This is a genomic window from Streptomyces sp. NPDC001137, assembly GCF_040298885.1.
In the GTDB taxonomy this organism is placed as follows: domain Bacteria; phylum Actinomycetota; class Actinomycetes; order Streptomycetales; family Streptomycetaceae; genus Streptomyces.
The window spans coordinates 20,159-46,069 of sequence record NZ_JBEPBA010000013.1 but is presented as its reverse complement, the minus strand read 5'-3'; the positions used below and the strand labels follow the sequence as shown (position 1 = coordinate 46,069).

The 25,911-nt window shown below is 69.3% G+C and carries 24 protein-coding genes; 14 read left to right on the top strand and 10 right to left on the bottom strand.

Going from position 1 to position 25,911, the window contains the following annotated elements:
• Positions 1 to 28 precede the first annotated feature (28 nt).
• Positions 29 to 985 carry a methylmalonyl Co-A mutase-associated GTPase MeaB gene (gene meaB / locus ABT254_RS25240; protein ID WP_351474232.1) on the top strand — a complete coding sequence of 319 codons (957 nt, stop codon included), beginning with the start codon at positions 29 to 31 and terminating at the stop codon, positions 983 to 985.
• A 162-nt stretch (positions 986 to 1,147) separates the two neighbouring features.
• Here meaB and ABT254_RS25235 read toward each other — a convergent pair whose 3' ends face one another.
• From ABT254_RS25235 to ABT254_RS25220, 4 genes are all read right to left on the bottom strand, one after another.
• Positions 1,148 to 1,624, bottom strand: coding sequence for a MarR family winged helix-turn-helix transcriptional regulator (locus ABT254_RS25235; RefSeq protein WP_123967520.1), 477 nt, complete (start codon positions 1,622 to 1,624; stop codon positions 1,148 to 1,150).
• Positions 1,625 to 1,719: 95 nt separating this feature from the next.
• The gene (locus ABT254_RS25230; RefSeq protein WP_351474229.1) at positions 1,720 to 2,517 is read right to left on the bottom strand and encodes an AIM24 family protein; all 798 of its coding nucleotides are present in this window, start codon (positions 2,515 to 2,517) and stop codon (positions 1,720 to 1,722) included.
• Complete coding sequence (locus ABT254_RS25225) at positions 2,514 to 3,164, bottom strand: AIM24 family protein (protein ID WP_351474226.1); 651 nt, start codon at positions 3,162 to 3,164, stop codon at positions 2,514 to 2,516. Before ABT254_RS25225 ends, ABT254_RS25230 begins: the two co-directional genes overlap by 4 nt.
• A gap of 1 nt (position 3,165) precedes the next feature.
• Entirely contained in the window at positions 3,166 to 3,798 is a 633-nt protein-coding gene (locus ABT254_RS25220; RefSeq protein WP_351474675.1) for an AIM24 family protein, read from the bottom strand.
• A gap of 166 nt (positions 3,799 to 3,964) precedes the next feature.
• Here ABT254_RS25220 and ABT254_RS25215 point away from each other — a divergent pair, with 166 nt between their 5' ends.
• From ABT254_RS25215 to glxA, 4 genes are all read left to right on the top strand, one after another.
• Complete coding sequence (locus ABT254_RS25215) at positions 3,965 to 4,321, top strand: DUF3817 domain-containing protein (RefSeq protein ID WP_351474223.1); 357 nt, start codon at positions 3,965 to 3,967, stop codon at positions 4,319 to 4,321.
• Positions 4,318 to 4,611, top strand: a complete 294-nt coding sequence (locus ABT254_RS25210) for an MTH1187 family thiamine-binding protein (protein ID WP_351474221.1) — start codon at positions 4,318 to 4,320, stop codon at positions 4,609 to 4,611. The genes ABT254_RS25215 and ABT254_RS25210 overlap by 4 nt, the downstream gene beginning before the upstream one ends.
• Before the next feature lie 175 nt (positions 4,612 to 4,786).
• A complete protein-coding gene (locus ABT254_RS25205; RefSeq protein ID WP_351474218.1) occupies positions 4,787 to 6,583 on the top strand; it encodes a glycosyltransferase family 2 protein in 1,797 nt (598 codons plus the stop codon).
• 4 nt (positions 6,584 to 6,587) lie between these two features.
• Complete coding sequence (gene glxA, locus ABT254_RS25200) at positions 6,588 to 8,576, top strand: radical copper oxidase GlxA (protein ID WP_351474216.1); 1,989 nt, start codon at positions 6,588 to 6,590, stop codon at positions 8,574 to 8,576.
• A gap of 37 nt (positions 8,577 to 8,613) precedes the next feature.
• Here the strand turns inward: glxA and ABT254_RS25195 are convergent, their stop codons facing one another.
• On the bottom strand, positions 8,614 to 9,612 hold the full coding sequence (locus ABT254_RS25195) for a glycoside hydrolase family 6 protein (protein ID WP_351474213.1): 999 nt from the start codon (positions 9,610 to 9,612) through the stop codon (positions 8,614 to 8,616).
• 167 nt (positions 9,613 to 9,779) lie between these two features.
• On the opposite strand from ABT254_RS25195, the gene ABT254_RS25190 reads away from it, so the two are divergent.
• From ABT254_RS25190 to ABT254_RS25175, 4 genes are all read left to right on the top strand, one after another.
• A complete protein-coding gene (locus ABT254_RS25190; protein ID WP_351474210.1) occupies positions 9,780 to 10,289 on the top strand; it encodes a MarR family winged helix-turn-helix transcriptional regulator in 510 nt (169 codons plus the stop codon).
• Between the two features lie 43 nt (positions 10,290 to 10,332).
• Entirely contained in the window at positions 10,333 to 10,671 is a 339-nt protein-coding gene (locus ABT254_RS25185; RefSeq protein WP_351474207.1) for a DUF3817 domain-containing protein, read from the top strand.
• A 181-nt stretch (positions 10,672 to 10,852) separates the two neighbouring features.
• Positions 10,853 to 12,553: a coenzyme B12-dependent isobutyryl-CoA mutase large subunit gene (icmA, locus tag ABT254_RS25180; RefSeq protein WP_351474205.1), complete on the top strand. Its 1,701-nt coding sequence runs from the start codon at positions 10,853 to 10,855 to the stop codon at positions 12,551 to 12,553.
• 111 nt (positions 12,554 to 12,664) lie between these two features.
• Positions 12,665 to 13,672 (top strand): trypsin-like serine peptidase, encoded by a 1,008-nt coding sequence (locus ABT254_RS25175; protein WP_351474202.1) that lies wholly within the window; start codon positions 12,665 to 12,667, stop codon positions 13,670 to 13,672.
• A 12-nt stretch (positions 13,673 to 13,684) separates the two neighbouring features.
• Here ABT254_RS25175 and ABT254_RS25170 read toward each other — a convergent pair whose 3' ends face one another.
• Positions 13,685 to 14,314 carry a TetR/AcrR family transcriptional regulator gene (locus ABT254_RS25170; RefSeq protein WP_351474199.1) on the bottom strand — a complete coding sequence of 210 codons (630 nt, stop codon included), beginning with the start codon at positions 14,312 to 14,314 and terminating at the stop codon, positions 13,685 to 13,687.
• A 230-nt stretch (positions 14,315 to 14,544) separates the two neighbouring features.
• Between ABT254_RS25170 and ABT254_RS25165 the strand changes: the two genes are divergently transcribed.
• The 4 genes from ABT254_RS25165 (at position 14,545) to ABT254_RS25150 (ending at position 18,810) form a co-directional block, all read left to right on the top strand.
• Positions 14,545 to 15,525 carry a tetratricopeptide repeat protein gene (locus tag ABT254_RS25165; protein ID WP_351474196.1) on the top strand — a complete coding sequence of 327 codons (981 nt, stop codon included), beginning with the start codon at positions 14,545 to 14,547 and terminating at the stop codon, positions 15,523 to 15,525.
• A gap of 645 nt (positions 15,526 to 16,170) precedes the next feature.
• Positions 16,171 to 16,803, top strand: a complete 633-nt coding sequence (locus ABT254_RS25160) for a DUF6230 family protein (RefSeq protein WP_351474193.1) — start codon at positions 16,171 to 16,173, stop codon at positions 16,801 to 16,803.
• Between the two features lie 131 nt (positions 16,804 to 16,934).
• Positions 16,935 to 17,492: a DUF6114 domain-containing protein gene (locus ABT254_RS25155; protein WP_351474190.1), complete on the top strand. Its 558-nt coding sequence runs from the start codon at positions 16,935 to 16,937 to the stop codon at positions 17,490 to 17,492.
• Entirely contained in the window at positions 17,482 to 18,810 is a 1,329-nt protein-coding gene (locus tag ABT254_RS25150; RefSeq protein ID WP_351474187.1) for a hypothetical protein, read from the top strand. Before ABT254_RS25155 ends, ABT254_RS25150 begins: the two co-directional genes overlap by 11 nt.
• A gap of 99 nt (positions 18,811 to 18,909) precedes the next feature.
• On the opposite strand, the gene pyk is transcribed toward ABT254_RS25150, so the two are convergent.
• The 3 genes from pyk to pta form a co-directional block, all read right to left on the bottom strand.
• A complete protein-coding gene (gene pyk / locus ABT254_RS25145; RefSeq protein WP_351474184.1) occupies positions 18,910 to 20,337 on the bottom strand; it encodes a pyruvate kinase in 1,428 nt (475 codons plus the stop codon).
• Positions 20,338 to 20,477: 140 nt separating this feature from the next.
• Positions 20,478 to 21,683 carry an acetate kinase gene (locus ABT254_RS25140; RefSeq protein WP_351474181.1) on the bottom strand — a complete coding sequence of 402 codons (1,206 nt, stop codon included), beginning with the start codon at positions 21,681 to 21,683 and terminating at the stop codon, positions 20,478 to 20,480.
• Entirely contained in the window at positions 21,680 to 23,770 is a 2,091-nt protein-coding gene (gene pta / locus ABT254_RS25135) for a phosphate acetyltransferase (protein WP_351474179.1), read from the bottom strand. Before pta ends, ABT254_RS25140 begins: the two co-directional genes overlap by 4 nt.
• Before the next feature lie 252 nt (positions 23,771 to 24,022).
• Here pta and ABT254_RS25130 point away from each other — a divergent pair, with 252 nt between their 5' ends.
• Positions 24,023 to 25,048 (top strand): ATP-dependent 6-phosphofructokinase, encoded by a 1,026-nt coding sequence (locus tag ABT254_RS25130; RefSeq protein WP_351474176.1) that lies wholly within the window; start codon positions 24,023 to 24,025, stop codon positions 25,046 to 25,048.
• Positions 25,049 to 25,110: 62 nt separating this feature from the next.
• Here ABT254_RS25130 and ABT254_RS25125 read toward each other — a convergent pair whose 3' ends face one another.
• Positions 25,111 to 25,839, bottom strand: a complete 729-nt coding sequence (locus ABT254_RS25125) for a helix-turn-helix domain-containing protein (protein ID WP_450751295.1) — start codon at positions 25,837 to 25,839, stop codon at positions 25,111 to 25,113.
• Between the last annotated feature and the right edge of the window lie 72 nt (positions 25,840 to 25,911).

The following is a 25,911-nucleotide window of genomic DNA, read 5'->3' as shown; positions in this document are numbered from 1 at the left end:
CGTACGTCGATCTCTGAACGGAGCTGTGATGCAGGACGTCTCCACACTCGTCGCCCAGGCGAGGGAAGGCCGGCCGCGGGCCGTGGCCCGGCTGATCTCCCTGGTGGAGGGGGCGTCCCCGCAGCTCAGGGAGGTCATGGAGGCGCTTGCTCCGCTGACGGGCAATGCGTATGTGGTCGGTCTGACCGGTTCGCCGGGTGTCGGCAAGTCCACCTCGACCTCGGCGCTGGTGACGGCGTACCGCAAGCAGGGCAGACGGGTCGGCGTCCTGGCCGTCGACCCGTCGTCGCCCTTCTCCGGCGGCGCCCTGCTCGGCGACCGGGTGCGGATGTCGGAGCACGCCTCCGACCCCGGCGTGTACATCCGCTCGATGGCGACCCGTGGCCACCTGGGCGGGCTCGCGTGGGCCGCCCCGCAGGCGATCCGGGTGCTGGACGCGGCGGGCTGCGACGTGATCCTGGTCGAGACGGTCGGCGTCGGCCAGTCGGAGGTCGAGATCGCCTCCCAGGCGGACACCTCCGTGGTGCTGCTGGCCCCCGGCATGGGCGACGGCATCCAGGCGGCCAAGGCCGGAATCCTCGAGATCGGTGATGTCTACGTCGTCAACAAGGCCGACCGCGACGGCGCCGACGCCACCGCCCGCGAGCTCAACCACATGCTGGGCCTGGGCGAGTCCCGCGGCCCGGGCGACTGGCGCCCGCCGATCGTCAAGACGGTCGCCGCGCGCGCCGAGGGCGTCGACGAGGTCGTGGAGGCCCTGGAGAAGCACCGCGCCTGGATGGAGGAGCGGGGCGTCCTGGCGGAACGCCGCCTGGCCCGCGCCTCCCGCGAGGTCGAGACCATCGCCGTGACGGCCCTGCGCGAACGCATCGGCGACCTGCACGGCGACCGCCGCCTGAGCGCCCTGGCGGAACGGATCGTGGCCGGGAACCTGGACCCCTACCGCGCGGCGGACGAACTGGTGGCGGGACTGACGCAGGGCTGAGGCGCGCTGTCGCGTGCCCGGCTCCCGGCCCGCGCTGTTGCGTCGATGCGCGGGCCGCGGGCGTGAGCGGGGGGTCGAGGGGTTCGAGGGGGTTGTGCAACGGCAGGCGGGGCCCGGTTCGGGTCCCGCCTGCAGTTTGTGCACTCGAAGCACCCAGGGGCGCTAGGGGCGTCCCCGCTGCCCGCGCAGGTGCTCCGCGATGGGCTTCAGGGCCTTGTCGAGTTCCGCCATGGCCTCGGGGGACAGCAGATCGATGAAGTGCCTGCGCACGGACGCCACATGGTGCGGGGCGACCTTCTTCATCGTCTCCATGCCGTGCTCCGTGAGGACCGCGTAGAGCCCGCGGCGGTCGGACTCGCAGTTCTCACGGCGGACCAGGTTCGCGTTCTCCATCCGGGTGATCTGGTGGGAGAGGCGGCTCTTGGACTGGAGGGTGGCGGATGCGAGGTCGCTCATCCGCATCCGTACGTCCTCCGACTCGGAGAGGTTCACCAGGATCTCGTAGTCGTTCATTGTCAGGCCGAACGGCTGCAGGTCCCTCTCGAGCTGGTACGTCAACAGCCTGTTGACCTCCAGGTGGGTGCGCCAGGCGCACTGCTCCGCATCGGTCAGCCAGCGGGTGGCCGTCTCGGTCTCCATGAATGAAGTCTACCTAAAATGTTGAAAGGCGAACTAGTGAGGGTGGTGTGATGTCGGCGCGCACACGTTCGACGTCACACTCCGCAGACTACCGCTCACAGCCCGAAGCGACGCTGGAGGTCTCCCAGCTGTCCGGGAAGGCGCGGTGCGCCGGCTTGCGGTGAAGGGCCCGTGTGTGGCCCGCCGCCGGGCACGCCGGGCTCCGGCGGAACCATCCCCGTGGCCTGCTCGGCCATGAGGGTTTCCGAGGACTGGAGCAGGACCGTGCCGGCCCCTACGAACTCGAACTGGTGCTCCTCCCCGGAGGCCCCGCCGAGGCCTGTCATCGCACGTAGACCGCCCATCAGGCCCGTCATGTAGCCGTGGTCGTAGTGATGGCACGGCGACGGGCAGTCGGCCCAGCCGACGAGCGCCTGCGGGTCCACCCGGATCGGCGGTTCCATGAACACCACCGGACCGTTAGATGCGGCCACGAACTTTCCGGTTCCGATCAGGGTCAGAAAACCCGGCACAATCGATTGCTTGAGCGCGAGACTTGGCTGAAAAGCGAGCAGATTGCCCGAGCGAATGGTCAGATTGCCGTCTTCGAGGTCGTACGAGTTCACATCGAAGGCCCGGTCGGCGAGGAGCATCTTGCCCGAGCCCTCCGCCACGACCCAGTCGCTCGCGTGCAGTGGCGAATGAAAGGACGTACGGACAAGTCGGTCGAGCCGGCCGTGTCCGATGCCGTTGAACTCCATCGAGCCGTAGTAGGCGATCATCTTCCCCTTTTGCAGGAACCACTGGCTCCCCTTGAGCTCCACGCAGAAGGTGTACTTGTTGACGTTGTCGTCGACCGGCAGCGTCATCGGGTCGAAGACCGTCGGGCCGCCCGGAGTCCCGTACGCGCTCACAGCTTCTCCTCCGAGGCCTGGACGTACACCGCGCCGTTGCCGCTGAGCTCCAGCTGGAAGGCCTCGCCGGAGCCGCGTCCCACCATGTCGCGCCAGCCCAGCGCCGTGGACAGCTTGTTGCGGACGTCGCCGTGGTGCGCGACGTACGCCTGCGGGTCGACGTGCACGGGCCGCTGGGGGGTGATCGGGATCTCGAAGACGCCGCCGTGCGCCATCACGGCCACCGAGCCGTGTCCCTTGAGGGTGGTCGTGAACAGCCCCTGGCCGGTGACCTGGCCGCGGACCATGCCCATGACGCCGCCCTGCGAGCCCATGAACATCGTGCCCTGCTGGAGCGTGCCCTCGAAGGCGAGCAGCCGGTCCGCCTCCACGTAGAGGGTGTCGCCGGTGAGGTTGATGACCTGGACGTGGTGACCGCCGTGCCCGAACATCACCGTGCCGTTGCCCTCGACGCTCATCAGCGGCGTCGCCTCGTTGGCCACCCGGCGCCCGATCATCGACATGATCCCGCCCTGGCCGCCCTGGATGTTGGGAGTGAAGGACACCTCGCCCTTGTAGGCGAGCATCGCGCCGCGCTGGCTGAACAGCCGCTGGCCGGGCAGCACCGTCGCCTCGACCATCTTGGAGTTGATCTCACGGAAGGGCATGTCACACATCCCCCGCGATCGTGTTCCGCTCGCTCGGCTGTATGTACACCAGCCCGTCCCCCTCGAACCGGATCTGGAAGGCCTCGCCGCCGCCCTCGCCGAAGAACGTGCGGAACGTCACACCGGACTGGAAGGACTGCCGCAGATTCCCCTGGTGCGCGATGTAGGCGCCGGGGTCGACCGTCAGCGGGTACTGCGCGCTCACCCGCAGCACCACCGCCGGGCCGTCCGACATGATCGCCGCCTGGCCGTGGCCCTCGACGGTCGTCGTGAACAGCCCGTTGCCCTGCGAGGCGCCGCGCAGTCCGGTGAAGGTCGTGCCGGTCCTGAGGCCGGCGTCGGTCGCGAGCAGATTGCTCGACTCCACATACAGCTTGTCCCCCTGGAGACTCACGAGATTGATCTCGGAGGCACGGTCGGCGAACCAGCACGTCCCGTGCCCCTTCACCTCCATCACGGTCATCTGCTCACCGGTGAGCCGCCGGGTCACCATGCCCCGGATGCCCTCACCGCCGCCGCTCAGCTTCTTGAAGGCCATCTGCCCGTCGTACGCGACCATCGAGCCGTTCTTCGCCTTCACGGCGTCCCCGGTCATGTCGACGGCGAGCACCTTGCTGCCTTGAAGTCGGAACATCGCCACGCTGCGAAAGGTAGCCGCCCGGCGGGTGCAGCGCACAGGGCCCGTGGGTGGAGAGCACCCTGAGCGCACCCCTAGGGGAACCGTTTGTCACAATGGGCGGGACGCTTGTGCGTGCGTTCACAAACCGGCAGACAGCCGTCGCAACTCCCGAAGGTGACCCGTGGACCTCAAGACAGCCTCCGCCATCCGCCGCCTCCGACTGATCTCCGTGCCGGAGGGTGTGTCCTGGATCATTCTCTTCACCTGCACGGTCATCAAGTACACGATCAACCCCGACGTCGACGTCGCCCGAGTGCTCGGCCCGATCCACGGCGTGCTGTTCATCATCTACGTGCTCTTCTGGGCCGACGCCTGGAACCGCACCAAGTGGGACAAGGGCAGGGCCGCCCTCTACTTCGCCTACTCGATCATCCCGGGCGGGGGCTTCGTCATCGAGCGCACGCTGCGCCGCGCCGCCGAGGACGAGGTCATCGCGGCTCGCGCGCGCAAGGAGAAGGAAGGAACCGTGAACGCATGATCGTCGCCTTCTCCGTCACACCGCTGGGCGTCGGCGACGACGTGGGGGAGTACGTCGCCGAGGCCGTCCGCGTCGTACGCGAGTCCGGCCTGCCCAACCGCACCGACGCGATGTTCACGAGCATCGAGGGCGAGTGGGACCAGGTGATGGACGTGATCAAGCGCGCCGTCGCCGCCGTCGAGGAGCGGGCACCGCGCGTGTCCCTGGTCCTGAAGGCGGACATCCGCCCCGGAGTGACCGACGGTCTCACCGCCAAGGTGGAGACGGTGGAGCGGTACCTCGCCGACTAGGACGCCGGGGCTGCCACCAGGGCGGCTCGGCGGACGAACTGCTCATGGTGGGGCGGGAGATGCGGCCGCCCCACCCGCCTGGACGTCTCCAGGTCGCCCTGCCCCCGAAACTCCAGTTTCGTAGGGGGTGATCGGTACTCCTCTGCCGGTCACACCTCACTCACTGGAGGGCGCCGTGCAGTCGGAGGGCTACGCATACGACACCCACAGCCGACTGGCCGGACCTCTCACGGAGCCGAGCGACGCCTCGTACCAGGTGCAGTACACCTCGCTGCTCTCCAGTGAGCCGCGCCGAATACAGGCCGTCCTGCTGATGACCCTCGCCCCGGTGCTCACCGGGACGCTGCTCGTCTACCTCGTCTGGCCCACGCACTGGGTGGAGCGGGACGGCGGGGAGAGCTGGCTGGTCGGGCTCGATGTCACGATGCTCATATCCATCGGGCTCATCGAGCTGTTCATGGTGGTCAATGTCGCCTCCGTCGCCCATGCCACGCTGGTCGCCCGCGATCCCGTCCCGGTGGTCCCCGAAGCCGGTACCCGCGTCGCGTTCCTCACCACGTACGTCCCCGGCAAGGAACCCCTCTCCATGGTCCGCGCCACCCTCGAGGGAGCCGTCCGGATCACCCACGTCGGGCCCGGCAGCGTTCTCGACGTCTGGCTCCTCGACGAGGGTGACGACGAGCAGGCGAAGGCCCTGTGCGCGGAGCTCGGAGTCCGGCACTTCACCCGGCGCGGCGTTTCGCAGTGGAACCAGGCACACGGCCCCCACAAGGCCCTGACCAAGCACGGCAACTACAACGCCTGGATCGCCAGGCACGGCGACGAGTACGACTTCTTCGCCTCCGTCGACACCGACCACGTTCCGCGCCCCAACTTCCTCGAAAGGATGATGGGGTACTTCCGGGACCCCGATGTCGCCTTCGTGGTCGGGCCCCAGGTGTACGGGAACTATGCCGACCATCCCGTCACCAAGGCCGCCGAGTCGCAGCAGTTCCTCTTCCACGCGCTGATCCAGCGAGCCGGGAACCGGTATCGCTCACCCATGTTCGTCGGTACGAACAACGTGGTGCGGATCGCCGCCGTGAAGCAGATTGGCGGGCTGTACGACTCCATCACGGAGGACATGGCGACCGGGTTCGAGATACACCAGCGGCGCAATCCCCTCACCGGCAATTACTGGCGGTCCGTGTACACACCGGACGTACTGGCCGTCGGGGAGGGTCCCGCCTCCTGGACCGACTTCTTCACGCAGCAGATGCGCTGGTCGCGGGGGACCTACGAGACGCTGCTCAAGCAGTACCGCAAAGCGCTGTTCCGGATGCCTTGGGGGCGTCTGTTCTCGTACACCCTGATGCTCGTCTACTACCCGATGACGGCGGTCAACTGGCTGCTGGGCATCCTCAGTTGTGTCCTCTTCCTCTGGTTCGGGGCCTCGGGGACGCAGGTCGCCTCCTCGGTGTGGCTGATGCTCTACAGCGATGCCGCCGCCCTGCAGATCGGGCTGTATCTGTGGAACCGGCGGCACAACATCTCGCCCCACGAGCCGGAGGGGTCCGGCGGGCTCGCGGGCATGGCGATGTCGGCCCTGGCCGCGCCGATCTACCTCAAGTCCTTCGGTGAGGCCCTCCTCCGCCGGCCCAGCAGGTTCGTCGTGACCCCCAAGGGCGCGGACGCCAGTGCCGACCGTCTGCTCACCTTCCGTATCCATCTCTTCTGGGCGGTCCTGCTCGCGGCCTCCCTGACCGCCTCGGTCGTTCTGGACCACACCCATGCGGCCATGCGCACCTGGGCGGTCCTGGCCATGGTCATCGCCCTCGCACCGGTCGCGGTGTGGTGCTCCACGCTCCTCAGGGAGCGGCGGGAGCGGCAGGCACCGCACCGGACCACTCGTGCCGTCGACGGCACGGAGCCCGCACTCGCCACCAGCGGCGCGGGCTCCCCGGTCTCCGGAACCACGACAGGAGGCAGCTAGCGCCATGGCCCGGAACGCTGAGAACAAGTACCGCGGGAGCCGCGGGAACAGGACGACCAGGAGGGCCGTCCTCGGAGTCGGGGGCGTGATGGTCCTGGCCGGTCTCAACGCCCCCGCAGCGGTCGAGTTCGCGGGTGAGGAGTACCACGAGTACAAGATCGCCCAGCCCGAGTACCAGGCCGAGTACGGCTCCTGGCAGCGGGTCGACATCCCCGCGAAGTACCGCACCAACGCCATCCACGCGGCGCTCCTGCACACCGGCAAGGTGCTGATCGTCGCCGGTTCGGGCAATGAGCAGAAGAAATTCAACGCCGGGTCCTTCGACACCGTCCTGTGGGACCCGAAGGCGAACACCTTCAAGAAGATCCCCACCCCCGCCGACTTCTTCTGCTCCGGCCACACCCAGCTCCCGGACGGGCGGCTCCTGGTGGCCGGCGGCACCGCCCGCTACGAACTCCTCGACGGCGAGGTCAAACGGGCCGGCGGCGGTATGCGGGTCAAGAACGAGAACCCCCTCAAGTCGGTCTTCCTGAAGAAGGGCACCCGCTTCCGCTCGCCCGCCGGCGTCGAGTACGTCAGCCGCTTCGACGTCACCGTCCCGAGGGCCAAGCCCGCAGCCGGTGCGGTCGGGGCCGGCGCGGTGCGGCCCGGGCAGGCCCCGGCCCCCGCCCCGGTGGTGGCGGGGGAGGCCCGGGTCTTCGTCGAGGCGGTGGAGGCCGGTCCGCTGTCCGTCACCGAGAAGCAGGCGCAGTACGACATCGTGGGGCTGACCGGCAAGGACGCGGCCAACACCTATGGGCTGAGCGAGAAGATCACCCTCGACAAGCAGGACTTCCAGGGCATCCGTGCCGCCTACGAGTTCGATCCCGTGGCGGAGCGGTATGTGCCGGTCGCCCCCATGCAGAAGGCCCGCTGGTATCCGACGCTCGTCGGACTCGACGACGGGCGGGTGCTCGCCGTCTCCGGACTGGACGACGTCGGCATGATCGACCCCGGGGACAACGAGATCTACGACCCGAGGACCAAGAAGTGGTCGCCCGGCCCCAAGCGGTACTTCCCGACGTACCCCGCGCTCTTCCTGACCAAGGGCGGCAAGCTCTTCTACACGTCCTCCAACGCCGGTTACGGGCCCGCCGACCAGGGGCGGGAGCCGGGGCTGTGGGACCTGAAGACCAACACCTTCCGGAGGGTTTTGGGGCTGCGCGACCCCGACGAGACGGAGACCTCCTCCTCCCTGCTGCTGCCGCCCGCGCAGGACCAGAAGGTGATGATCCTGGGCGGCGGAGGCGTCGGCGAGTCCAGGAGGTCCACCCCGCGCACGGCCGTCGTCGATCTGAAGCAGGACAACCCGGTGTTCAAGGACGGGCCCGACCTCCCCCAGGGTACGCGGTACCTGAACAGCGTGATCATGCCGGACGACTCGGTGTTCACCACCAACGGCTCCGAGGACTACCGCGGCCGCAGCGCCAGCAACATCTTCAAGGCGCAGTTCTACGACCCGAAGAGCAACGCCTTCCGCGAGGCGGCCGCGCCCACCGTCGGCCGCAACTACCACTCCGAGGCGCTGCTGCTGCCCGACGGGCGGGTCGCCACCTTCGGCTCCGACCCGCTCTTCGACGACCAGCAGAACACCAAGCTGGGCCACTTCGAACAGCGCATGGAGGTCTTCACCCCACCCGCGCTGCACCGGGGCGGCAAGAACCGCCCGGTGCTGGAGGGCGGCCCTCGGGAGCTCGGCAAGGACCGCCGCGCGACCTACCGCACCGACCACCCCGAACGGGTGACGAAGGCCAGGCTCATGCGGCCCAGCGCGGTCACCCACACCACCGACGTCGAGCAGCGCTCCATCGCGCTCGGCCTGACCAAGGACGCGCACTCGGTGACGGTCGACGTACCGGACGACCCGGCCCTGGTGCCGCCTGGCTGGTACATGCTGTTCGTGACGGACGCGCAGGGCACGCCGTCCGAGGCCAGATGGATCCACGTGAAATGACCCGGCCGGCCCGTCCGACCCGTTCCTCGGCCGTCGGCTATGGCCTGGAGTTGCGCGCGAGCTCCAGGGCGTACTCCGGCCACCAGGTGCCCGCGGCCGGCCCGCTCCCGCACGTCCCGTCGGACTCCCCGGGCCGCTTGATCCACAGGTAGGCGTCGAGGGTGGGGTCGCCGGTGTCGGTCGTCGGGCGGGTGCCCAGCGCACGGCCCGGCGGGTTGCACCAGGCGCCGGGCAGCGGGCCGTTTCCGTTGCGGCTGGTGTCGACGACGAAGTGCTTGCCGCCGAGGTCGGCGGAGAGCTCCAGGCCGTACGCCTTGGTCAGCTCGTCCGTCTGGAAGTTGGAGACGTTGAGGGCGAACCCGTCGGCCTTCTCGATGCCGGCCTGCTTCAGCGGGTCGACCAGCTTCCACGGATCGCGGATCCAGGCCGGGTTGCCCGCGTCCAGATACACCTTGGTGTTCGGCTGCTGCTTGAGGCGGACGACCGCCTCGTTCAGCAGCTGCACGCGCTCGTCGTGGTACCCGGCTGGTGTGCACCCGTCCACGATGTGGGCGACCGCGTCCGGTTCCAGGACGACCAGGGCCTTGCCGTCCCCGAGCGCGTCCGCGAACTTGCCGATCCAGTCCCGGTAGGCGTCCGCGTCGGCGGCGCCGCCCGCGGAGTGCTGGCCGCAGTCGCGGTGCGGGATGTCGTACGCCACGAAGAGCGCCGTGCGGTTCTCCTCGGCCGCGGACTCGACGGCCGCCCTCACCTTGGGGCCCGGGTCGATCTCGCCGGCCGGCCACAGCGCCTCCGGTTCGTCCGCGATCCGCTTGAGCAGGTGCGCGTCCTGGGCGCGGCCCGCCCGCCGCCACTCCTTGATCTGCTTGGCGGCCGGGCTTTCCGGGTCGACCCAGAAGTCGAGGGCGCCTGCGCGGGCCGCCTTCTTCGAGGCTCTGCCCGCCGCGGCGGCCGTGTCGATGTCGGACGCGGACGAGCAGCCCGCCGCAAGCCCGAGGACCGCGACAGCCGTGAGGATGTGGATCAGCCGGGACATGCTGCTCCCTGGAGCGAAGGTGACATTTACTGATGATTCGTCAGTAATCGTTGCACAAGGGATTTCAGGCTGCAGGGTTAGACATGGCAGCCGTGCCCCGCAAACGCGGGGGACCGATGGGCGAGACGGGGCTGACCAGCATGTGACCGGCCGGTAAGGTCGGTTCCGTGCCGAAGCCGCTCAGTCTTCCTTTCGACCCGATCGCCCGCGCCGACGAGCTCTGGAAGCAGCGCTGGGGAAGCGTGCCGTCCATGGCCGCCATCACCTCGATCATGCGTGCGCACCAGATCCTGCTCGCCGAGGTCGACGCGGTGGTCAAGCCGTACGGACTGACGTTCGCACGCTACGAGGCGCTGGTGCTGCTCACCTTCTCCAAGGAGGGCGAGCTGACGATGTCGAAGATCGGCGAGCGGCTCATGGTGCACCCCACCTCGGTGACGAACACCGTCGACCGCCTGGTGAAGTCGGGCCTGGTGGCCAAGCGCCCCAACCCCAACGACGGACGCGGCACCCTCGCCTCGATCACGGACAAGGGCCGCGAGGTCGTCGAGGCGGCCACCCGCGACCTGATGGCGATGGACTTCGGCCTCGGTGCGTACGACGCCGAGGAGTGCGCGGAGATCTTCGCGATGCTGCGCCCGTTGCGGGTGGCGGCGAACGACTTCGCCGAGGACTGACCCGGCCCAAGATCTCCCGGAACGGGCGGTTACGCTCGACGCCATGAAGAAGAGCGTGCTGACCCGCTACCGCGTCATGGCCTACGTCACCGGTGTCCTGCTGGTCCTGCTGTGCCTGAGCATGATCGCCAAGTACGGCCTGGACGTCAGCGGTGCCGCGGACTTCACCCGCGTCGTCGCCATCGCGCACGGCTGGCTCTACGTGGTCTACCTGATCTTCGCCTTCGACCTGGGCTCCAAGGCGAAGTGGCCGGTCGGCAAGCAGCTGTGGGTGCTGCTCGCCGGGACGATCCCGACGGCCGCCTTCTTCGTCGAGCGGAAGATCAGCCACGAGCTGGAGGCGAGGCTCACGGAGGGCTCGCCCGCGGTCGCCAAGGTCTGACAATCACCGATGTGACGGCTGCCGAGCCGCCGTCGGCCGCGCCCTTGTCGGTCACGGTCCGTGATGGCCCCAGGTCGTTCGCCGTGCCCGCGACCGGGGCGCGGCACGCGGTGCCGACTCCGGACGGCCGCCCGCCGACTGCCCTCGACATTTACTAGGACGTCCAAGTAAATTCGAGGGTATGGACGCTGACGCCATCGAGGAGGGCCGCCGTCGCTGGCAGGCCCGGTACGACGCTTCGCGCAAGCGTGAGGCCGACTTCACCACGCTCTCCGGGGACCCCGTGGAGCCGGTGTACGGGCCCCGGCCCGGGGACACGTACGACGGCTTCGAGCGGATCGGCTGGCCCGGGGAGTACCCCTTCACGCGCGGGCTGTACCCGACCGGCTATCGAGGGCGTACGTGGACCATCCGGCAGTTCGCCGGGTTCGGGAACGCCGAGCAGACCAACGAGCGCTACAAGATGATCCTCGCCAACGGCGGGGGCGGTCTGTCCGTCGCCTTCGACATGCCGACCCTCATGGGGCGCGACTCCGACGATCCGCGCTCGCTCGGCGAGGTCGGGCACTGCGGGGTCGCCATCGACTCCGCCGCCGACATGGAGGTCCTGTTCAAGGACATCCCGCTGGGCGACGTGACGACGTCCATGACCATCAGCGGGCCGGCCGTTCCCGTCTTCTGCATGTATCTCGTCGCCGCCGAACGGCAGGGTGTCGATCCCTCGGTGCTCAACGGCACGCTCCAGACGGACATCTTCAAGGAGTACATCGCCCAGAAGGAGTGGCTGTTCCAGCCGGAGCCCCATCTGCGGCTGATCGGCGACCTGATGGAGTACTGCGCGGCCGGGATCCCCGCGTACAAGCCGCTCTCCGTCTCCGGCTACCACATCCGCGAGGCCGGGGCGACGGCCGCGCAGGAGCTGGCGTACACGCTGGCCGACGGGTTCGGGTACGTGGAGCTGGGACTCTCCCGCGGGCTGGACGTGGACGTGTTCGCGCCCGGACTGTCCTTCTTCTTCGACGCGCACGTCGACTTCTTCGAGGAGATCGCCAAGTTCCGTGCGGCGCGGCGCATCTGGGCGCGCTGGATGCGGGACGTGTACGGGGCGAAGTCCGAGAAGGCGCAGTGGCTGCGCTTCCACACGCAGACCGCCGGTGTCTCCCTGACCGCCCAGCAGCCGTACAACAACGTCGTGCGTACGGCGGTGGAGGCGCTCGCGGCGGTGCTCGGCGGGACCAACTCGCTGCACACCAACGCCCTGGACGAGACCCTCGCGCTGCCGAGCGAGCAGGCGGCGGAGATCGCGCTGCGCACCCAGCAGGTGCTGATGGAGGAGACCGGGGTCGCCAACGTGGCCGATCCGCTGGGCGGTTCGTGGTTCGTCGAGCAGCTGACGGACCGGATCGAGGCGGACGCGGAGAAGATCTTCGAGCAGATCAAGGAGCGGGGGCTGCGGGCGCACCCCGACGGCCGGCACCCCATCGGCCCGGTCACCTCCGGGATTCTGCGCGGGATCGAGGACGGCTGGTTCACGGGCGAGATCGCCGAGTCGGCGTTCCGGTACCAGCAGGCGCTGGAGAAGGGCGACAAGCGGGTCGTCGGCGTGAACGTCCACCACGGCTCCGTCACCGGGGATCTGGAGATCCTGCGGGTCAGCCATGAGGTGGAGCGGGAGCAGGTGCGGGTGCTGGGCGGCCGCAGGGCCGCGCGGGACGAGGCCGGGGTGCGGGCCGCGCTGGACGCCATGCTCGCCGCGGCCCGCTCGGGCACCAACATGATCGAGCCGATGCTGGACGCCGTACGCGCCGAGGCGACCCTGGGCGAGATCTGCGGGGTGCTGCGGGACGAGTGGGGGGTGTACACCGAGCCGGCGGGGTTCTGAGAGCCGGCACCGCGGACGCGTTTATGAAAATGTGACCTGCCTCCTTTTCCACGATCGTTCCCGTGCATAGCATCGGCCCGTCGACACTGCCGATCCTCAGGGGAACTGACGGTGCGTAGGCTTTTCAGACCCAGGGCGGTACGGGCCGCCATCGCCTTCGCAGCGGCCCTGCTGCCGTGCGCAGCGCTCGCGCCGGTCGCTGCCGCCCATGGCGGTCCGCCTCCGGTGAACCCGCTCGCCGCGCGGCTCGACGCCTACTGGAGCGCCGCTCGGCTCACGGCCGCACGGCCCGTCGACACCGGCCTGGACGCGGACTCCGCACCCTCCAGCCTGGAGACGGACTCGGTCTCCAGCACCGCCTCCTCGGCGGTGGACGGCCCCCGGCCCGGCGAGTACATCCCGCCGAGCCACAGCTTCGACGGCATGTCCCAGGCCGGAACCTTCTTCTGGACCGACGTCAGCGGCACCGGCCGCACCTGCAGCGGCTCCGTGGTGCGCAGCCCCGGGCACAACCTGGTGCTGAGCGCCGGGCACTGTCTGCGTGGCTACTCCGGCAGCTCCCCGCGCCGCAACCTGGCCTTCGTGCCGCGCTACCACGACGGCCAGAAGCCGTACGGAGTCTTCCCGGTCCGCCCGAACGGCGTCTACGTCCCGCAGAAGTACTACGACCTGGGGGAGCACGCGGGCGCCGAGTACGACTACGGCTTCGCCGTCACCGAGCCCAACCAGGACGGGACGCGGCTGGAGGACGTGACCGGCGGGGTGCAGCTGCTCACCGGTACCGGGTACCACCACGCCGCCGTGCGGATGATCGGCTACCCGGGCGGCGCCGAGAAGCCGCTGGAGTGCTGGAGCCGCACCACCCGCTGGGACAGCGACGACCCCGCCGAGCCTGGCAGTTACCCGCGCATCGCCTGTGACGCGTTCGTGGACGGCACCAGCGGCGGACCCATGCTGGTGCCGTGGCCGGGCGGCTGGGCGGTGATCGGGGTCATCGGCGGCTACCACACCGGTGGTTACACCCCCCAGATCTCCTACAGCGCCTACTTCGGCAAGAACGTCCGGGCCCTGTACGGCGACGCGGTCGCCGGCGCCCCGCCGGCGGGCCCGAAGTCGTAGCGGCGCACGCCGCTACGGCTGCGGGGGTTCCGCTCCGAGGCCGGCCAGGAGCAGGGCCGTGAAGTCGCGTACCCAGCCCTCGTCGGCGGCGCAGCCGCTCACCAGCGTGCGGTGGACCACGGCGCCCGCGACCACGTCGAAGATGAGGTCGACCGTGCGGACGGCATCTTCGGGGCCGGTCTCGGGGGGCAGTTCGCCGCGGGCCTGGGCGCGGGCGCGGCCCTCCAGGACCAGTCTCTTCTGACGTTCCACGATCGAGGAGCGGATGCGCTCCCGCAGGGCGTCGTCGCGGGTCGACTCCGCCACGACCGCCATCAGGCCGCTCGCGGCCTCCGGGCGGGCCAGGATCGCCGCGAACTGCAGGACCACGCCCTCGATGTCGGCGGCCAGGCTGCCGCGGTCGGGCAGGACCAGTTCGTCGAAGAGTTCGGCCACCGCGTCGACGACGAGCTCGTTCTTGCCGGACCAGCGGCGGTAGAGCGTGGTCTTTGCAACCCCTGCCCGCAACGCGACGTCTCCCAGGGTGAGCTTCGACCAGCCCAGCTCGACCAGGGCCTCCCGGGTCGCCGCGAGGATCGCGGTGTCCGCCTCGGCGCTGCGCGGGCGTCCCGAGGCGCGGGTGGCGGGAGTGCGGCTCTGCATCCCACGACCATAACCGGCGGTTCCTGTGAGGCCGTGAGGGAGATCACCGAGGGGTGGTGTCGGAGAGGCACTCGGTGCCATTACGCTACGACTCGTAGCGAAAGCTCGTGAGCGACTCCACGGGCGACAACCACTGGCGCAGGGTGGGGACCCGGCGCCGAACAGAACGCAACAGGACCGGCTTTCTCAACGCTTTTCTCTGATACGCGGGAACGGGGGAGGATAGACGCATGCAGCCACGGAACATGTCCATGAGCGGAGTCGTCGACCTCGCCGCGGTGAAGGCGGCCCAGGAGGCCAAGGCGAAGGCGGAGCAGGCGCGTGCCGAAGCGGCCCGGCAGGGCGGCGGCCCTGGAGCCGTCTCCCCGGCCGATCTCGTCATCGACGTCGACGAGGCCGGGTTCGAGCGCGAGGTCCTGCAGCGGTCCACCGAGGTGCCCGTCGTCATCGACTTCTGGGCCGAGTGGTGCGAGCCCTGCAAGCAGCTGAGCCCCGTCCTCGAGCGGCTCGCCGTCGAGTACAACGGGCGCTTCCTCCTCGCGAGGATCGACGTCGACGCCAACCAGATGCTGATGCAGCAGTTCGGGGTCCAGGGGATCCCCGCCGTCTTCGCCGTGGTGGCGGGGCAGGCGCTGCCGCTCTTCCAGGGAGCCGCCGGCGAACAGCAGATCCGCCAGACCCTGGACCAGCTCGTGCAGGTGGCCGAGCAGCGCTTCGGCCTGACCGGACTGACGGTCGACCCCGACGCCGAGCCGGGCGGCGGCGGGGCCGCGGCCGAGGCGGCGCCGGCCGGACCCTACGACGCGCTGCTCGAAGCGGCCGTACGGGCCCTGGACTCGGGGGACTTCGGCGGTGCGGTGCAGGCGTACAAGAACGTGCTGAGCGAGGACCCCGGTCACCCGGAGGCCAAACTGGGCCTCGCGCAGGCCGAGTTGCTGCAGCGCGTCGGCGCCCTCGACCCGCAGCAGGTGCGCAAGGACGCCGCCGAGAAGCCGGCCGACGTACAGGCGCAGATCGCCGCGGCCGATCTGGATCTGGTCGGCGGTCATGTGGAGGACGCCTTCGGGCGGCTCATCGACGCCGTCCGGCGCACTGCGGGTGACGACCGCGACACGGTACGTCTGCGACTGCTGGAGCTCTTTGAGGTCGTTGGGGCGGATGATCCGAGGGTGGCGGCCGCTCGCAGGGCGCTCGCCCGCGCCCTGTTCTGAGCAGGGCAGCGGCCCGGTTCTGACCAGTCGCTAAACGCCAGGGCATGTGATGCCCGAGTGAAAGATTTGCCGAAGGAACGTCAGTGCGGCCGCGCTTTACCAAATCTTGGTAAACGCGGCCGCTGTTACTGGGAGTAAGTTCCGGCCGTTGATCTGTCGGTTTCTGTCCAACGATCAATAGTTTTGTCCGGGCCCCTGGCTGCACCCTCCGTCGCCACCCGAGACCTGTGGGTCGTCCTTCGGTTATCCCGCCGTTACTACCCAGTAACGAAGCCCCTTGTGCGGGCGGCGAGAATGCACCACGATCGGCCACGCTCGGTCCTTTCCCGTACCCCGACAGCCGGTTGGGTCGCGGGAGTTCCTGGGTCCCCACCGAGCAGAGCCTGTGCCGCTGGCGCCGGCTCTTGGGCAGGGGGGTCTTCGCCGCTCGGCGAAGCCTGTCCAGCAAGGTTGTGCGTGATGTGTGTCAGGCGCGACCAGTGGTTGTCGCTCGGGGGTGATCGCCGGTGATCGGTGCGCGGTTTGCGCCTCCGAGTGCGGGCGCTCTCCTTCCCGAGGACGTAGCACTTCTCCCATCCCTGCCCGGCTGAGCCGCCGACAGGCAGCAGTCAGGGCCAGGAGATGTACGTCCGAGAAGGAGGAAATATGGAGTCCCAGGTGCGTGGCGGGACCAGATGGAAGCGGTTCGCTGTGGTCATGGTGCCCAGCGTCGCCGCTACGGCCGCGATAGGTGTCGCCCTCGCGCAGGGCGCTCTCGCCGCGTCGTTCAGCGTGTCCGGCCAGCAGTTCAAGGTGTCGGCCGACCAGCTCGAAGGTGACGGCTTCTCGCAGTACGGGGCCATTGACTCGGGGTACACCCTCGATGGCAAGAAGACCGCCCACCCGGTGGCGGTCTCGGCGTTCAAGTCCGCGACCATCAAGGGCCTGTGCCAGTCGGTGGTCACCCCGAACATCCCGTTGCTGGGCAGCGTCAGCCTGATCCTGCACGCGGGTGGCGGCGACAAGCCGGTCGAGGCCGACAACCTGTACATCGACCTCGATGACCTGAGCGCCGACGCGACGTTCTCGAACATCGACATCGGTGTGGCCGCCGGGAACGCCAGCAAGGGCCCCGGCATCAAGAGCGGTGACACCGCGAACCCGTACGGATTCGCACAGCAGGCCGAGCACGCCTCGCTGAGCGGTGTGAAGCAGACGGCGTGGGCGACCACCGCCGGAACCTTCAAGCTCAGCGGGCTGAAGATGTCCGTCTCGACGGGCACCCACGAGTGCTACTAGGCACTTGGTGACGGGCGGGGGAGCCGATGGCGCCCCCGCCCGTCCACCTTCCACCACATTCTTCACACGTAGTGCAACTCACCACCACAGCACCATCACCACAGCAAAGCCGCACCAGGGAGCTGTTTTCCATGAGCGCCGAGACTCCTGCCGTACCCGCCGGCCAGTTCAGTCGCCGGAGGGTGCAGTTCCGCGCCTGGCGGGGCACGCGGCCGTTCTGGGCCGGCCTGTTCGTCATGCTTGCCGGACTCCCCATCGCCTACTTCCCGTACGCCCACCTGCAGGTGGGGCATCTGACGCTGGCGATGGCCACCACCGCCGGTGCCGGGTCCCTGATCATCGGCGTGCTGCTGATCGTGCTGGGCTTCAGCCTCTGGTTCCAGAAGCACGTGCGCACCTTCGCGGGCATCGCGGCGATCCTGCTGGGGCTGGTGTCCATCCCCGTGTCCAACCTCGGCGGCTTCCTGATCGGCTTCCTGCTCGCCCTGGTCGGCGGGGCGATGGCCGTGGCCTGGTCGCCGGGCGAGCCGCCGGCCGAGGCGGCGCAGGAGGACGTGCCGGGAGCGGGCGGTGCCCCGCAGGCGCACGACCCGGACACCACGATCCTCAAGCCCGTGGTGGGTGAGCCGAACGATCTGTCAGGAACGAGCCCGGCGAACGGGGCGAACGGGAGGCACAGTGCCGGCTGACGAGGTGACCCACGGGACTGATGTGGACGAGTCCCGTGTGAGAACCGGGCCGCGCCATGCGGCACCCAAGAAGCCGCTGTTCACCAGGTTCCACATGCCGGCCGGCAAGGCGATAGCCACGGTGGCGATGCCGACCGCGGTCCTCATGGGAATGGGGTTCACGTCGTCGCTCGCGCTCGCCGACAGCGGAGGCGGCTCCGCGACGACCAACAGCCAGAAGGCCGACGAGTACAAGGACTGCGTCACGGCGCTCGACGGCTCCACGGCATCGCCGTCGCCGTCCGCCTCGGCGAGCTCCGGTGACACGGCCGACAAGGCGACGCCCTCGCCCTCGTCCTCCACCGGCACGTCCAAGGACTCCTCGGACACGACGTCGGGCAAGACCGGTTCGTCGGATTCAGGTTCCGACGACAAGGCGACGCCCACGCCCTCCGCCTCGGAGAGTTCGGGCAAGGACACCTCGGGCGGCGACACCGCCACGCCGAGCCCCTCGGCGTCCGCGAGCAGCGGCGGCGGTCTGCTCGGCGACCTGGGCGATGCGATCACCGGCATCTTCACGGGCGGCAGTTCCACGTCGAGCGCGAGCCCGACGCCCACGCCGTCCGCCTCGGCGAGCACCAGCAAGGACTCCGCGTCCTCGGGGTCTTCGGGTACGAGCGCCTCGGACACCGTCAAGGAGACGACCAAGAAGGCCACCGACACGGTGGGCAAGACCGTGAAGGACACGACCGACACGGCGACCAAGGCGGCTGAGGAGGCCACCAAGGCGGCCCAGAAGGCGGCCGATTCGGCCACCTCCGCCAGCCCCTCGCCGAGCTCGTCCGCGGACGCGGCGAACTGCGACGCCGCCACGGACGACACCGGCGGCGTCGACAACAAGGTGCCGGTGGCGGACGCCCCCTGGTACCTGAGCGCCAGCTCGCTGACCCTGAACAAGGCCGACTATCAGGGCATCGTGAAGGTGAGGACGGCCAACGGCACCGTCAAGAAGGTGCTGAAGTACGTCATCTCCGGCGGCACCGACATCGGCGACCTGCACCAGACGGTCAAGGACACCGACATCAACAAGACCTACCATGTGCAGGCCGCGAAGGGTTCGCATTCCACGATCACCGGCGGCACGACGACGATGTACACGGAGTCCATCTCCGGCAACCTGTTCGGTCTGATCCCGCTCACGTTCACCCCGGACAGCCCGCCGCCGCTGAACATCCCGTACATCTACTTCACCAACGTGAAGGTCGTCCAGGCCGCCCAGTTCGGCGGCACCCTGCACGTGCCGGGCATGCACGTCTACACGACCGACGGAACCGGCTGACCGCCGTCACAGACCCGTCCGGGAGCCGCAGAAAGACTGAGGGCGCCCCCTGTTCGCAGGGGGCGCCCTCAGTGCCGTACAAGAGCCTTGGCGGCTGGGTCAGTTGGCGCCGCCGGCGATGTGGTGGACGCGGAGCATGTTGGTGGTGCCGGGGACGCCGGGGGGCGAGCCGGCGGTGATGATGACGATCTCGCCCGGGTTGAAGCGGTTGATCTTGGCGAGCTCCTGGTCGACCATGTCGACCATCTCGTCCGTGGTGTTCACGAACGGGACCACGTGGGACTCCACGCCCCAGCTGAGGGTGAGCTGGTTGCGGGTGTTCTCGTCGGTGGTGAAGGCGATGATCGGCTGCTGGGCGCGGTAGCGCGACAGCCGGCGGGCCGTGTCACCGGACTGCGTGAAGGCCACGAGGCCCCGGCCGCCGAGGAAGTCGGCGATCTCGCACGCGGCGCGCGCGACCGAACCACCCTGCGTACGCGGCTTCTTGCCCGGCACCAGCGGCTGCAGGCCCTTGGAGAGCAGCTCCTGCTCGGCCGCGGCGACGATCTTCGACATCGTCTTCACGGTCTCGACCGGGTAGGCGCCCACGCTGGACTCCGCGGACAGCATGACCGCGTCCGCGCCGTCCAGGATCGCGTTGGCCACGTCGGAGGCCTCGGCGCGCGTGGGGCGGGAGTTGGTGATCATCGACTCCATCATCTGGGTCGCCACGATCACCGGCTTGGCGTTGCGGCGGCACAGCTCGATGAGGCGCTTCTGCACCATCGGGACCTTCTCGAGCGGGTATTCGACGGCGAGGTCGCCGCGGGCGACCATCACGGCGTCGAACGCCATCACGACGGCCTCCATGTTGTCGACCGCCTGCGGCTTCTCCACCTTGGCGATGACGGGGACGCGACGGCCCTCCTCGTCCATCACCCGGTGGACGTCGTCCACGTCCTTGGCGTCGCGGACGAAGGACAGCGCGACCATGTCGGCGCCCATGCGGAGCGCGAAGCGGAGGTCCTCGACGTCCTTCTCGGACAGCGCCGGCACGTTGACGGCCGCGCCGGGCAGGTTGATGCCCTTGTGGTCGGAGACGACACCGCCCTCGATGACGATCGTCCTGACCCGGGGGCCCTCGACGTCCAGGACCTTCAGCTCGACGTTGCCGTCGTTGATCAGGATCTGGTCGCCGCGGTCGACGTCGCCGGGCAGGCCCTTGTAGGTCGTACCGCAGATGGACTTGTCGCCCGGGACGTCCTCGGTGGTGATGACGAACTCGTCACCGCGCTCGAGCTCGACCGGGCCTTCCGCGAAGGTCTCCAGTCGGATCTTCGGGCCCTGGAGGTCGGCGAGGACACCGATGGCACGGCCGGTCTCCTTGGACGCGGCCCGGACGCGGTCGTACCGGCCCTGGTGCTCGGCGTGGGTGCCGTGGCTGAAGTTGAACCTGGCCACGTTCATTCCGGCCTCGATCATCGAGACCAGCATTTCGTGGGAGTCGACCGCGGGGCCGAGAGTACAGACGATTTTCGAACGGCGCATGGGGCGATCCTATCGGTTTGTTTCGCCGCGGAATATTCCGTCTGGCGGAAGATACAAATGGGCGGGTCCGCGCTCAGGCGTGTTACTGCGGTGTATTCCTCGGGGTTCTTCAGCCGGTCATGCGGCGAGGCCGCATATCGTTACTGCCCGACCAGTGCATAGGTCTGTGTGGCGATCTCCAGTTCCTCGTCGGTCGGCACCACGGCGACCGCCACGCGCGCCTGCGCGGGCGAGATCAGCCGCGGTTCGTCACTGCGTACGGCGTTCAGCTCGCTGTCCACCGCCAGGCCCAGCTCCTGAAGGCCCGCAACGGCAGCCTCCCGTACCGGGCCCGCGTTCTCCCCGACTCCCGCTGTGAAGGCGACCGCGTCCACCCGGCCGAGTACGGCGTAATAGGCGCCGATGTACTTCTTCAGCCGGTGAATGTAGATGTCGAAGGCGAGTTGCGCCTCTTCGTCACCTTCGTCGATCCGGCGGCGGATCTCCCGCATGTCGTTGTCACCGCACAGCCCGATCAACCCGCTCTTCTTGTTGAGAAGAGTGTCGATCTCGTCCGTGGACATTCCGCCAACACGCATCAAATGGAAGATGACGGCCGGATCCATGTCGCCGGATCGCGTACCCATCACGAGCCCCTCCAAAGGCGTCAGCCCCATGGAGGTGTCCACGCACTTCCCGCCCCGTACGGCGGAGGCGGACGCCCCGTTGCCGAGGTGCAGCACGATGACGTTGACCTCCTCGGGCGCCTTCCCGAGCAGCTCGGCGGTGGCCCGGGACACATACGCGTGCGAGGTCCCGTGGAAGCCGTAGCGCCGGATCCGGTGCTCGTCGGCGGTCTTCACGTCGATCGCGTAGCGGGCGGCCGACTCCGGCATCGTGGTGTGGAAGGCGGTGTCGAAGACGGCGACCTGCGGCAGGTCGGGCCGCAGCGCCTGCGCGGTACGGATACCCGTCAGGTTGGCCGGGTTGTGCAGGGGGGCCACCGGTATCAGCCGCTCGATCTCGGCGAGCACGGCGTCGTCGATCACGGTCGGCTCGGTGAAGGACTGCCCGCCGTGCACGACCCGGTGCCCGATCGCGGCGAGCTCGGGGGAGTCCAGCCCGAGGCCGTCCTTCGCCAGCTCCTCCGCCACGGCCTTCAGGGCCGCCTCGTGGTCGGCGACGGTCCCGCTCCACTCACGGGTCTCGCCGCCCGTCCCGAGCGGCGTGTGCCTGAGCCGTGAGGTCTCCTCGCCGATCCGCTCGACGAGGCCCGCGGCGAGCCGGCTGCCGTTCCGCATGTCGAGCAGCTGGTACTTCACCGACGAGGAGCCGGAGTTGAGGACGAGGACACGGGACGGGCTCACTGGGCGGACGCCTTCTCGTTCGGGAGCTGGGCCTGTATGGCGGTGATGGCGACGGTGTTGACGATGTCCGAGACGAGAGCGCCCCGGGACAGGTCGTTGACGGGCTTGCGCAGACCCTGGAGCACCGGCCCGACGGCGATCGCGCCGGCCGAACGCTGCACGGCCTTGTAGGTGTTGTTGCCTGTGTTGAGGTCGGGGAAGATCAGAACCGTTGCCTGCCCGGCGACCTCGGAGTCCGGCAACTTGGTCGCCGCGACCGTCGGCTCCACGGCGGCGTCGTACTGGATCGGCCCCTCGATCTTCAGGTCGGGGCGCCTCTCCCGGACCAGTTCGGTCGCCTCGCGCACCTTGTCGACGTCGGCGCCCGAGCCGGACGTACCCGTCGAGTACGACAGCATCGCGATCCGCGGCTCCACACCGAACTGCTCGGCGGTGGCGGCCGACTGGATGGCGATGTCGGCGAGCTGCTGGGCGTCCGGGTCGGGGTTCACGGCGCAGTCGCCGTAGACGAGGACCTTGTCGGCGAGGCACATGAAGAAGACGGACGAGACGATGTCGGCGTCCGGCTTGGTCTTGATGATCTCGAAGGCGGGGCGGATGGTCGCGGCCGTGGAGTGCACCGAGCCCGACACCATGCCGTCCGCGAGGCCCTCCTGGACCATCAGCGTGCCGAAGTAGTTGACGTCCGAGACGACGTCGTACGCCAGCTCCACGGTGACGCCCTTGTGGGCGCGGAACTGCGCGTACTTCTCCGCGAAGGAGTCGCGCAGCTCGCTGGTGGCCGGGTCGATCAGTTGGCACTCGCCCAGGTCGATACCGAGGTCGGCGGCCTTCTTGCGGATCTGCTCCACCGGGCCGAGCAGGGTGAGGTCGCAGACCCCGCGGCGCAGCAGCACCTCGGCGGCGTGCAGGACGCGCTCCTCGGTGCCCTCCGGGAGGACGACCCGGCGCTTGTCGGAGCGGGCCTGTTCGAGCAGCTTGTGCTCGAACATCATCGGGGTGAGACGGTCGCTGCTGGGCGCGGAGACCCGCTTGTTGAGGTCGCCGGTGTCGACGTACCGCTCGAACAGGCCGAGCGCGGTCTCCGCCTTGCGAGGCGTCGCCGCGTTCAACTTCCCCTCCAGGGCGAAGAGTTCCGCGGCGGTCGGGAAGCTGTTGCCGGACACCGAGAGCACCGGGGTGCCCGGGGCGAGGCGGGCGGCGAGGGTGAGGATCTCGTCGCTCGGCACCTCGTTCAGGGTGAGCAGCACGCCGGCTATGGGCGGGGTGCCGGCGCTGTGGGCGGCCAGCGAGCCGACGACCAGGTCGGCGCGGTCGCCCGGGGTCACGACCAGACAGCCCGGGGTCAGGGCGGGCAGGAAGTTCGGCAGCATCGCACCGCCGAAGACGAAGTCCAGCGCGTCGCGCGCCAGCCCCGAGTCGTCGCCGAGGACGACCTTCGCGCCGAGCGCCTGGCCGATCTGGGAGACGGTGGGGGCGGCGAGGGCGGGGTCGTCCGGGACGACGTAGCACGGCACGGGCAGGCGGGAGCCCAGCTTCTGCGCGATCTCCTCCCGGTCCTCGCGCGCGACCCGGTTGGTCACCATGGCCAGGACGTCGCAGCCCAGGCTCTCGTACGCGCGGTAGGCGTTGCGCGTCTCCGCGAGCACGGACTCGGTGGTCTGCCCACGGCCGCCCACGACCGGGAGCACGGACGCGCCGAACTCGTTCGCCAGCCGCGCGTTGAGGGAGAGCTCGTCGGGGAGCTGGGTGTCGGCGAAGTCGGTGCCCAGGACGAGGACGACCTCGTAGTCGCGTGCGACCACGAGGAAGCGTTCCACGAGGGTGGACACCAGTTCGTCCGTCCCCCGCTCGGCCTGGAGGGCGGACGCCTCGTGGTAGTCCATGCCGTAGACCGTGGTCGGGTCCTGGGAGAGCCGGTAGCGGGCGCGGAGCAGCTCGAACAGGCGGTCGGGCTGGTGGTGGACGAGCGGCCGGAACACCCCGACCCGGTCGACCTGCCGGGTCAGGAGCTCCATGACCCCCAGTTCCACGACCTGACGGCCGTCGCCTCGGTCGATCCCGGTCACGTACACGCTGCGCGTCACGCGTGCTCGCCCCTTCCTTGCGCCGTTATAAAAATCGCCCACCGAGGTGAGCAGAACCCTCTTGACAATACCCCTGACGCTGGATAAGGCGCCCGTCAGGATCGGGGCCCGGGCCGACGTCCCGATAGGGCCAATCGGGTCATAGCTGACAGAACGGATATCGTCCTGTCGGGCATGAAACAATCGGACCGGCTCACCAGAAACCACCGGGCTGGCTCACCGGTAACGACAGCGAGCAGGAGACACAGCACGATGCGCATCGGAGTTCTCACCGCAGGCGGCGACTGCCCCGGCCTGAACGCCGTGATCCGGTCGGTCGTGCACCGAGCGGTCGCCCAGTACGGCGACGAGGTCATCGGCTTCGAGGACGGCTACGCCGGTCTGCTCGACGGCCGTTATCGCACCCTGGATCTCGATGACGTCGGCGGCATCCTGGCCCGCGGCGGCACCATCCTCGGCTCCTCCCGGCTGGAGCGGGACCGGCTGCGCGAGGCCTGTGAGAGCGCGGCCGACATCGCCCGTGACTTCGGCATCGACGCGCTGATCCCGATCGGCGGCGAGGGCACGCTGACCGCGGCCCGCATGCTCAGCGACGCGGGCCTGCCCGTGGTCGGCGTCCCGAAGACGATCGACAACGACATCTCCTCCACGGACCGCACCTTCGGTTTCGACACCGCGGTCGGGGTCGCCACGGAGGCGATGGACCGCCTGAAGACCACGGCCGAGTCGCACCAGCGCGTGATGGTCGTCGAGGTCATGGGCCGGCACGCGGGCTGGATCGCCCTCGAGTCCGGCATGGCGGCCGGCGCGCACGGCATCTGCCTGCCCGAGCGCCCCTTCGACCCGGCCGACCTCGTCAAGATGGTCGAGGAGCGCTTCTCCCGCGGCAAGAAGTTCGCGGTCGTCTGCGTGGCGGAGGGCGCCCACCCCGCCGAGGGCACCATGGACTACGGCAAGGGCGAGATCGACCAGTACGGCCACGAGCGCTTCCAGGGCATCGGTACGGCACTGGCGTACGAGCTGGAGCGGCGGCTCGGCAAGGAGGCCAAGCCGGTCATCCTCGGCCATGTGCAGCGCGGCGGCGTCCCCACCGCCTACGACCGCGTCCTCGCCACCCGCTTCGGCTGGCACGCGGTGGAGGCGGCGCACCGGGGCGAGTTCGGCCGGATGACGGCCCTGCGCGGCACGGACATCGTGATGGTGCCGCTCGCGGAGGCGGTGACCGAGCTGAAGACGGTCCCGAAGGACCGGATGGACGAGGCGGAGTCGGTCTTTTAGGCCTTCGGTCTTGTAGGTCTTCCTTCGGGGCTCCCGCCTTTTCGGCCTGGACGGCCTCGCCCTCAAACGCCGGGCGGGCCGAGTCGGACCGCTGCCCAGAAGTGGTCGACGATCCGGTCCAGGAACTCGCGGCCGGAGTCGCTCGACTCACTGGCCGCGTTCCCGTCGCCCCAGCTCAGCGAGGCCACCATCTGCCCCTGGTACTCCTGGTGCAGCGCCTGGAGGGCGTCCTCCAGGAGGTGCCGGTCCAGGGGTACGTTTTTGGCCACCGGGCGGACGTACGCCTGCCAGCGGGTGGTCACCGCGCTGCGCAACAGCTCGGCCAGCTTCGGCTCGCGTCCCGTGACGGTGACGAAGTCCGGGAGCGAGAGGTCGAGCACATCGGCCAGGGCGGCCGACTGGCGTTCGTTGCCGCGCCAGGCGTTGTGCTCCTCCATGTGCATATAGGCGAGGAACTCCAGGCCGACGGTGCGGGCGAGGTCCTCCGGGGCGAGGCCGCGGGCGATGCGGTGCTCGCGCAGGGTGCGCGGCGGACCGGTGATCTCACTGGGGGAACACCACAACACGCCTGCCAGAGCGGTGAGTTCGGGACTGGAAGGGGCGACGGAACCGCGCTCCCAGGCGAGGACGAGATCCGGGGAGACATACGGCAGCCCGTACGAGACACGCAGGCCGTAGGCGACATGTTCGGGGCCCATGTTGAGGGCCGTGCGGAGCCGGCGGGCGGCGGGGGCGTTGAAGGGCGGGGCGGGCTGGTTCGAGCGGGCTGGACGATGGCGCACGGCCCACAACGTAGGCGCGCTGTGACGCGATGACTACGGTCTGTTCGGCCAGGATCACGGATTGTAGGAACGTACGGATTC

Coding starts and splice junctions, on each gene's coding strand:
- meaB (WP_351474232.1), top strand. CDS start 29: ATGCAGGACGTCTCCACACTCGTCGCCCAGGCGAGGGAAGGCCGGCCG.
- ABT254_RS25235 (WP_123967520.1), bottom strand. CDS start 1,624: ATGGAGACCGAGACGGCCACCCGCTGGCTGACCGATGCGGAGCAGTGC.
- ABT254_RS25225 (WP_351474226.1), bottom strand. CDS start 3,164: ATGCCCTTCCGTGAGATCAACTCCAAGATGGTCGAGGCGACGGTGCTG.
- ABT254_RS25220 (WP_351474675.1), bottom strand. CDS start 3,798: ATGTTCCGACTTCAAGGCAGCAAGGTGCTCGCCGTCGACATGACCGGG.
- ABT254_RS25210 (WP_351474221.1), top strand. CDS start 4,318: ATGATCGTCGCCTTCTCCGTCACACCGCTGGGCGTCGGCGACGACGTG.
- glxA (WP_351474216.1), top strand. CDS start 6,588: ATGGCCCGGAACGCTGAGAACAAGTACCGCGGGAGCCGCGGGAACAGG.
- ABT254_RS25195 (WP_351474213.1), bottom strand. CDS start 9,612: ATGTCCCGGCTGATCCACATCCTCACGGCTGTCGCGGTCCTCGGGCTT.
- ABT254_RS25185 (WP_351474207.1), top strand. CDS start 10,333: ATGAAGAAGAGCGTGCTGACCCGCTACCGCGTCATGGCCTACGTCACC.
- icmA (WP_351474205.1), top strand. CDS start 10,853: ATGGACGCTGACGCCATCGAGGAGGGCCGCCGTCGCTGGCAGGCCCGG.
- ABT254_RS25170 (WP_351474199.1), bottom strand. CDS start 14,314: ATGCAGAGCCGCACTCCCGCCACCCGCGCCTCGGGACGCCCGCGCAGC.
- ABT254_RS25165 (WP_351474196.1), top strand. CDS start 14,545: ATGCAGCCACGGAACATGTCCATGAGCGGAGTCGTCGACCTCGCCGCG.
- ABT254_RS25160 (WP_351474193.1), top strand. CDS start 16,171: ATGGAGTCCCAGGTGCGTGGCGGGACCAGATGGAAGCGGTTCGCTGTG.
- ABT254_RS25155 (WP_351474190.1), top strand. CDS start 16,935: ATGAGCGCCGAGACTCCTGCCGTACCCGCCGGCCAGTTCAGTCGCCGG.
- pyk (WP_351474184.1), bottom strand. CDS start 20,337: ATGCGCCGTTCGAAAATCGTCTGTACTCTCGGCCCCGCGGTCGACTCC.
- ABT254_RS25130 (WP_351474176.1), top strand. CDS start 24,023: ATGCGCATCGGAGTTCTCACCGCAGGCGGCGACTGCCCCGGCCTGAAC.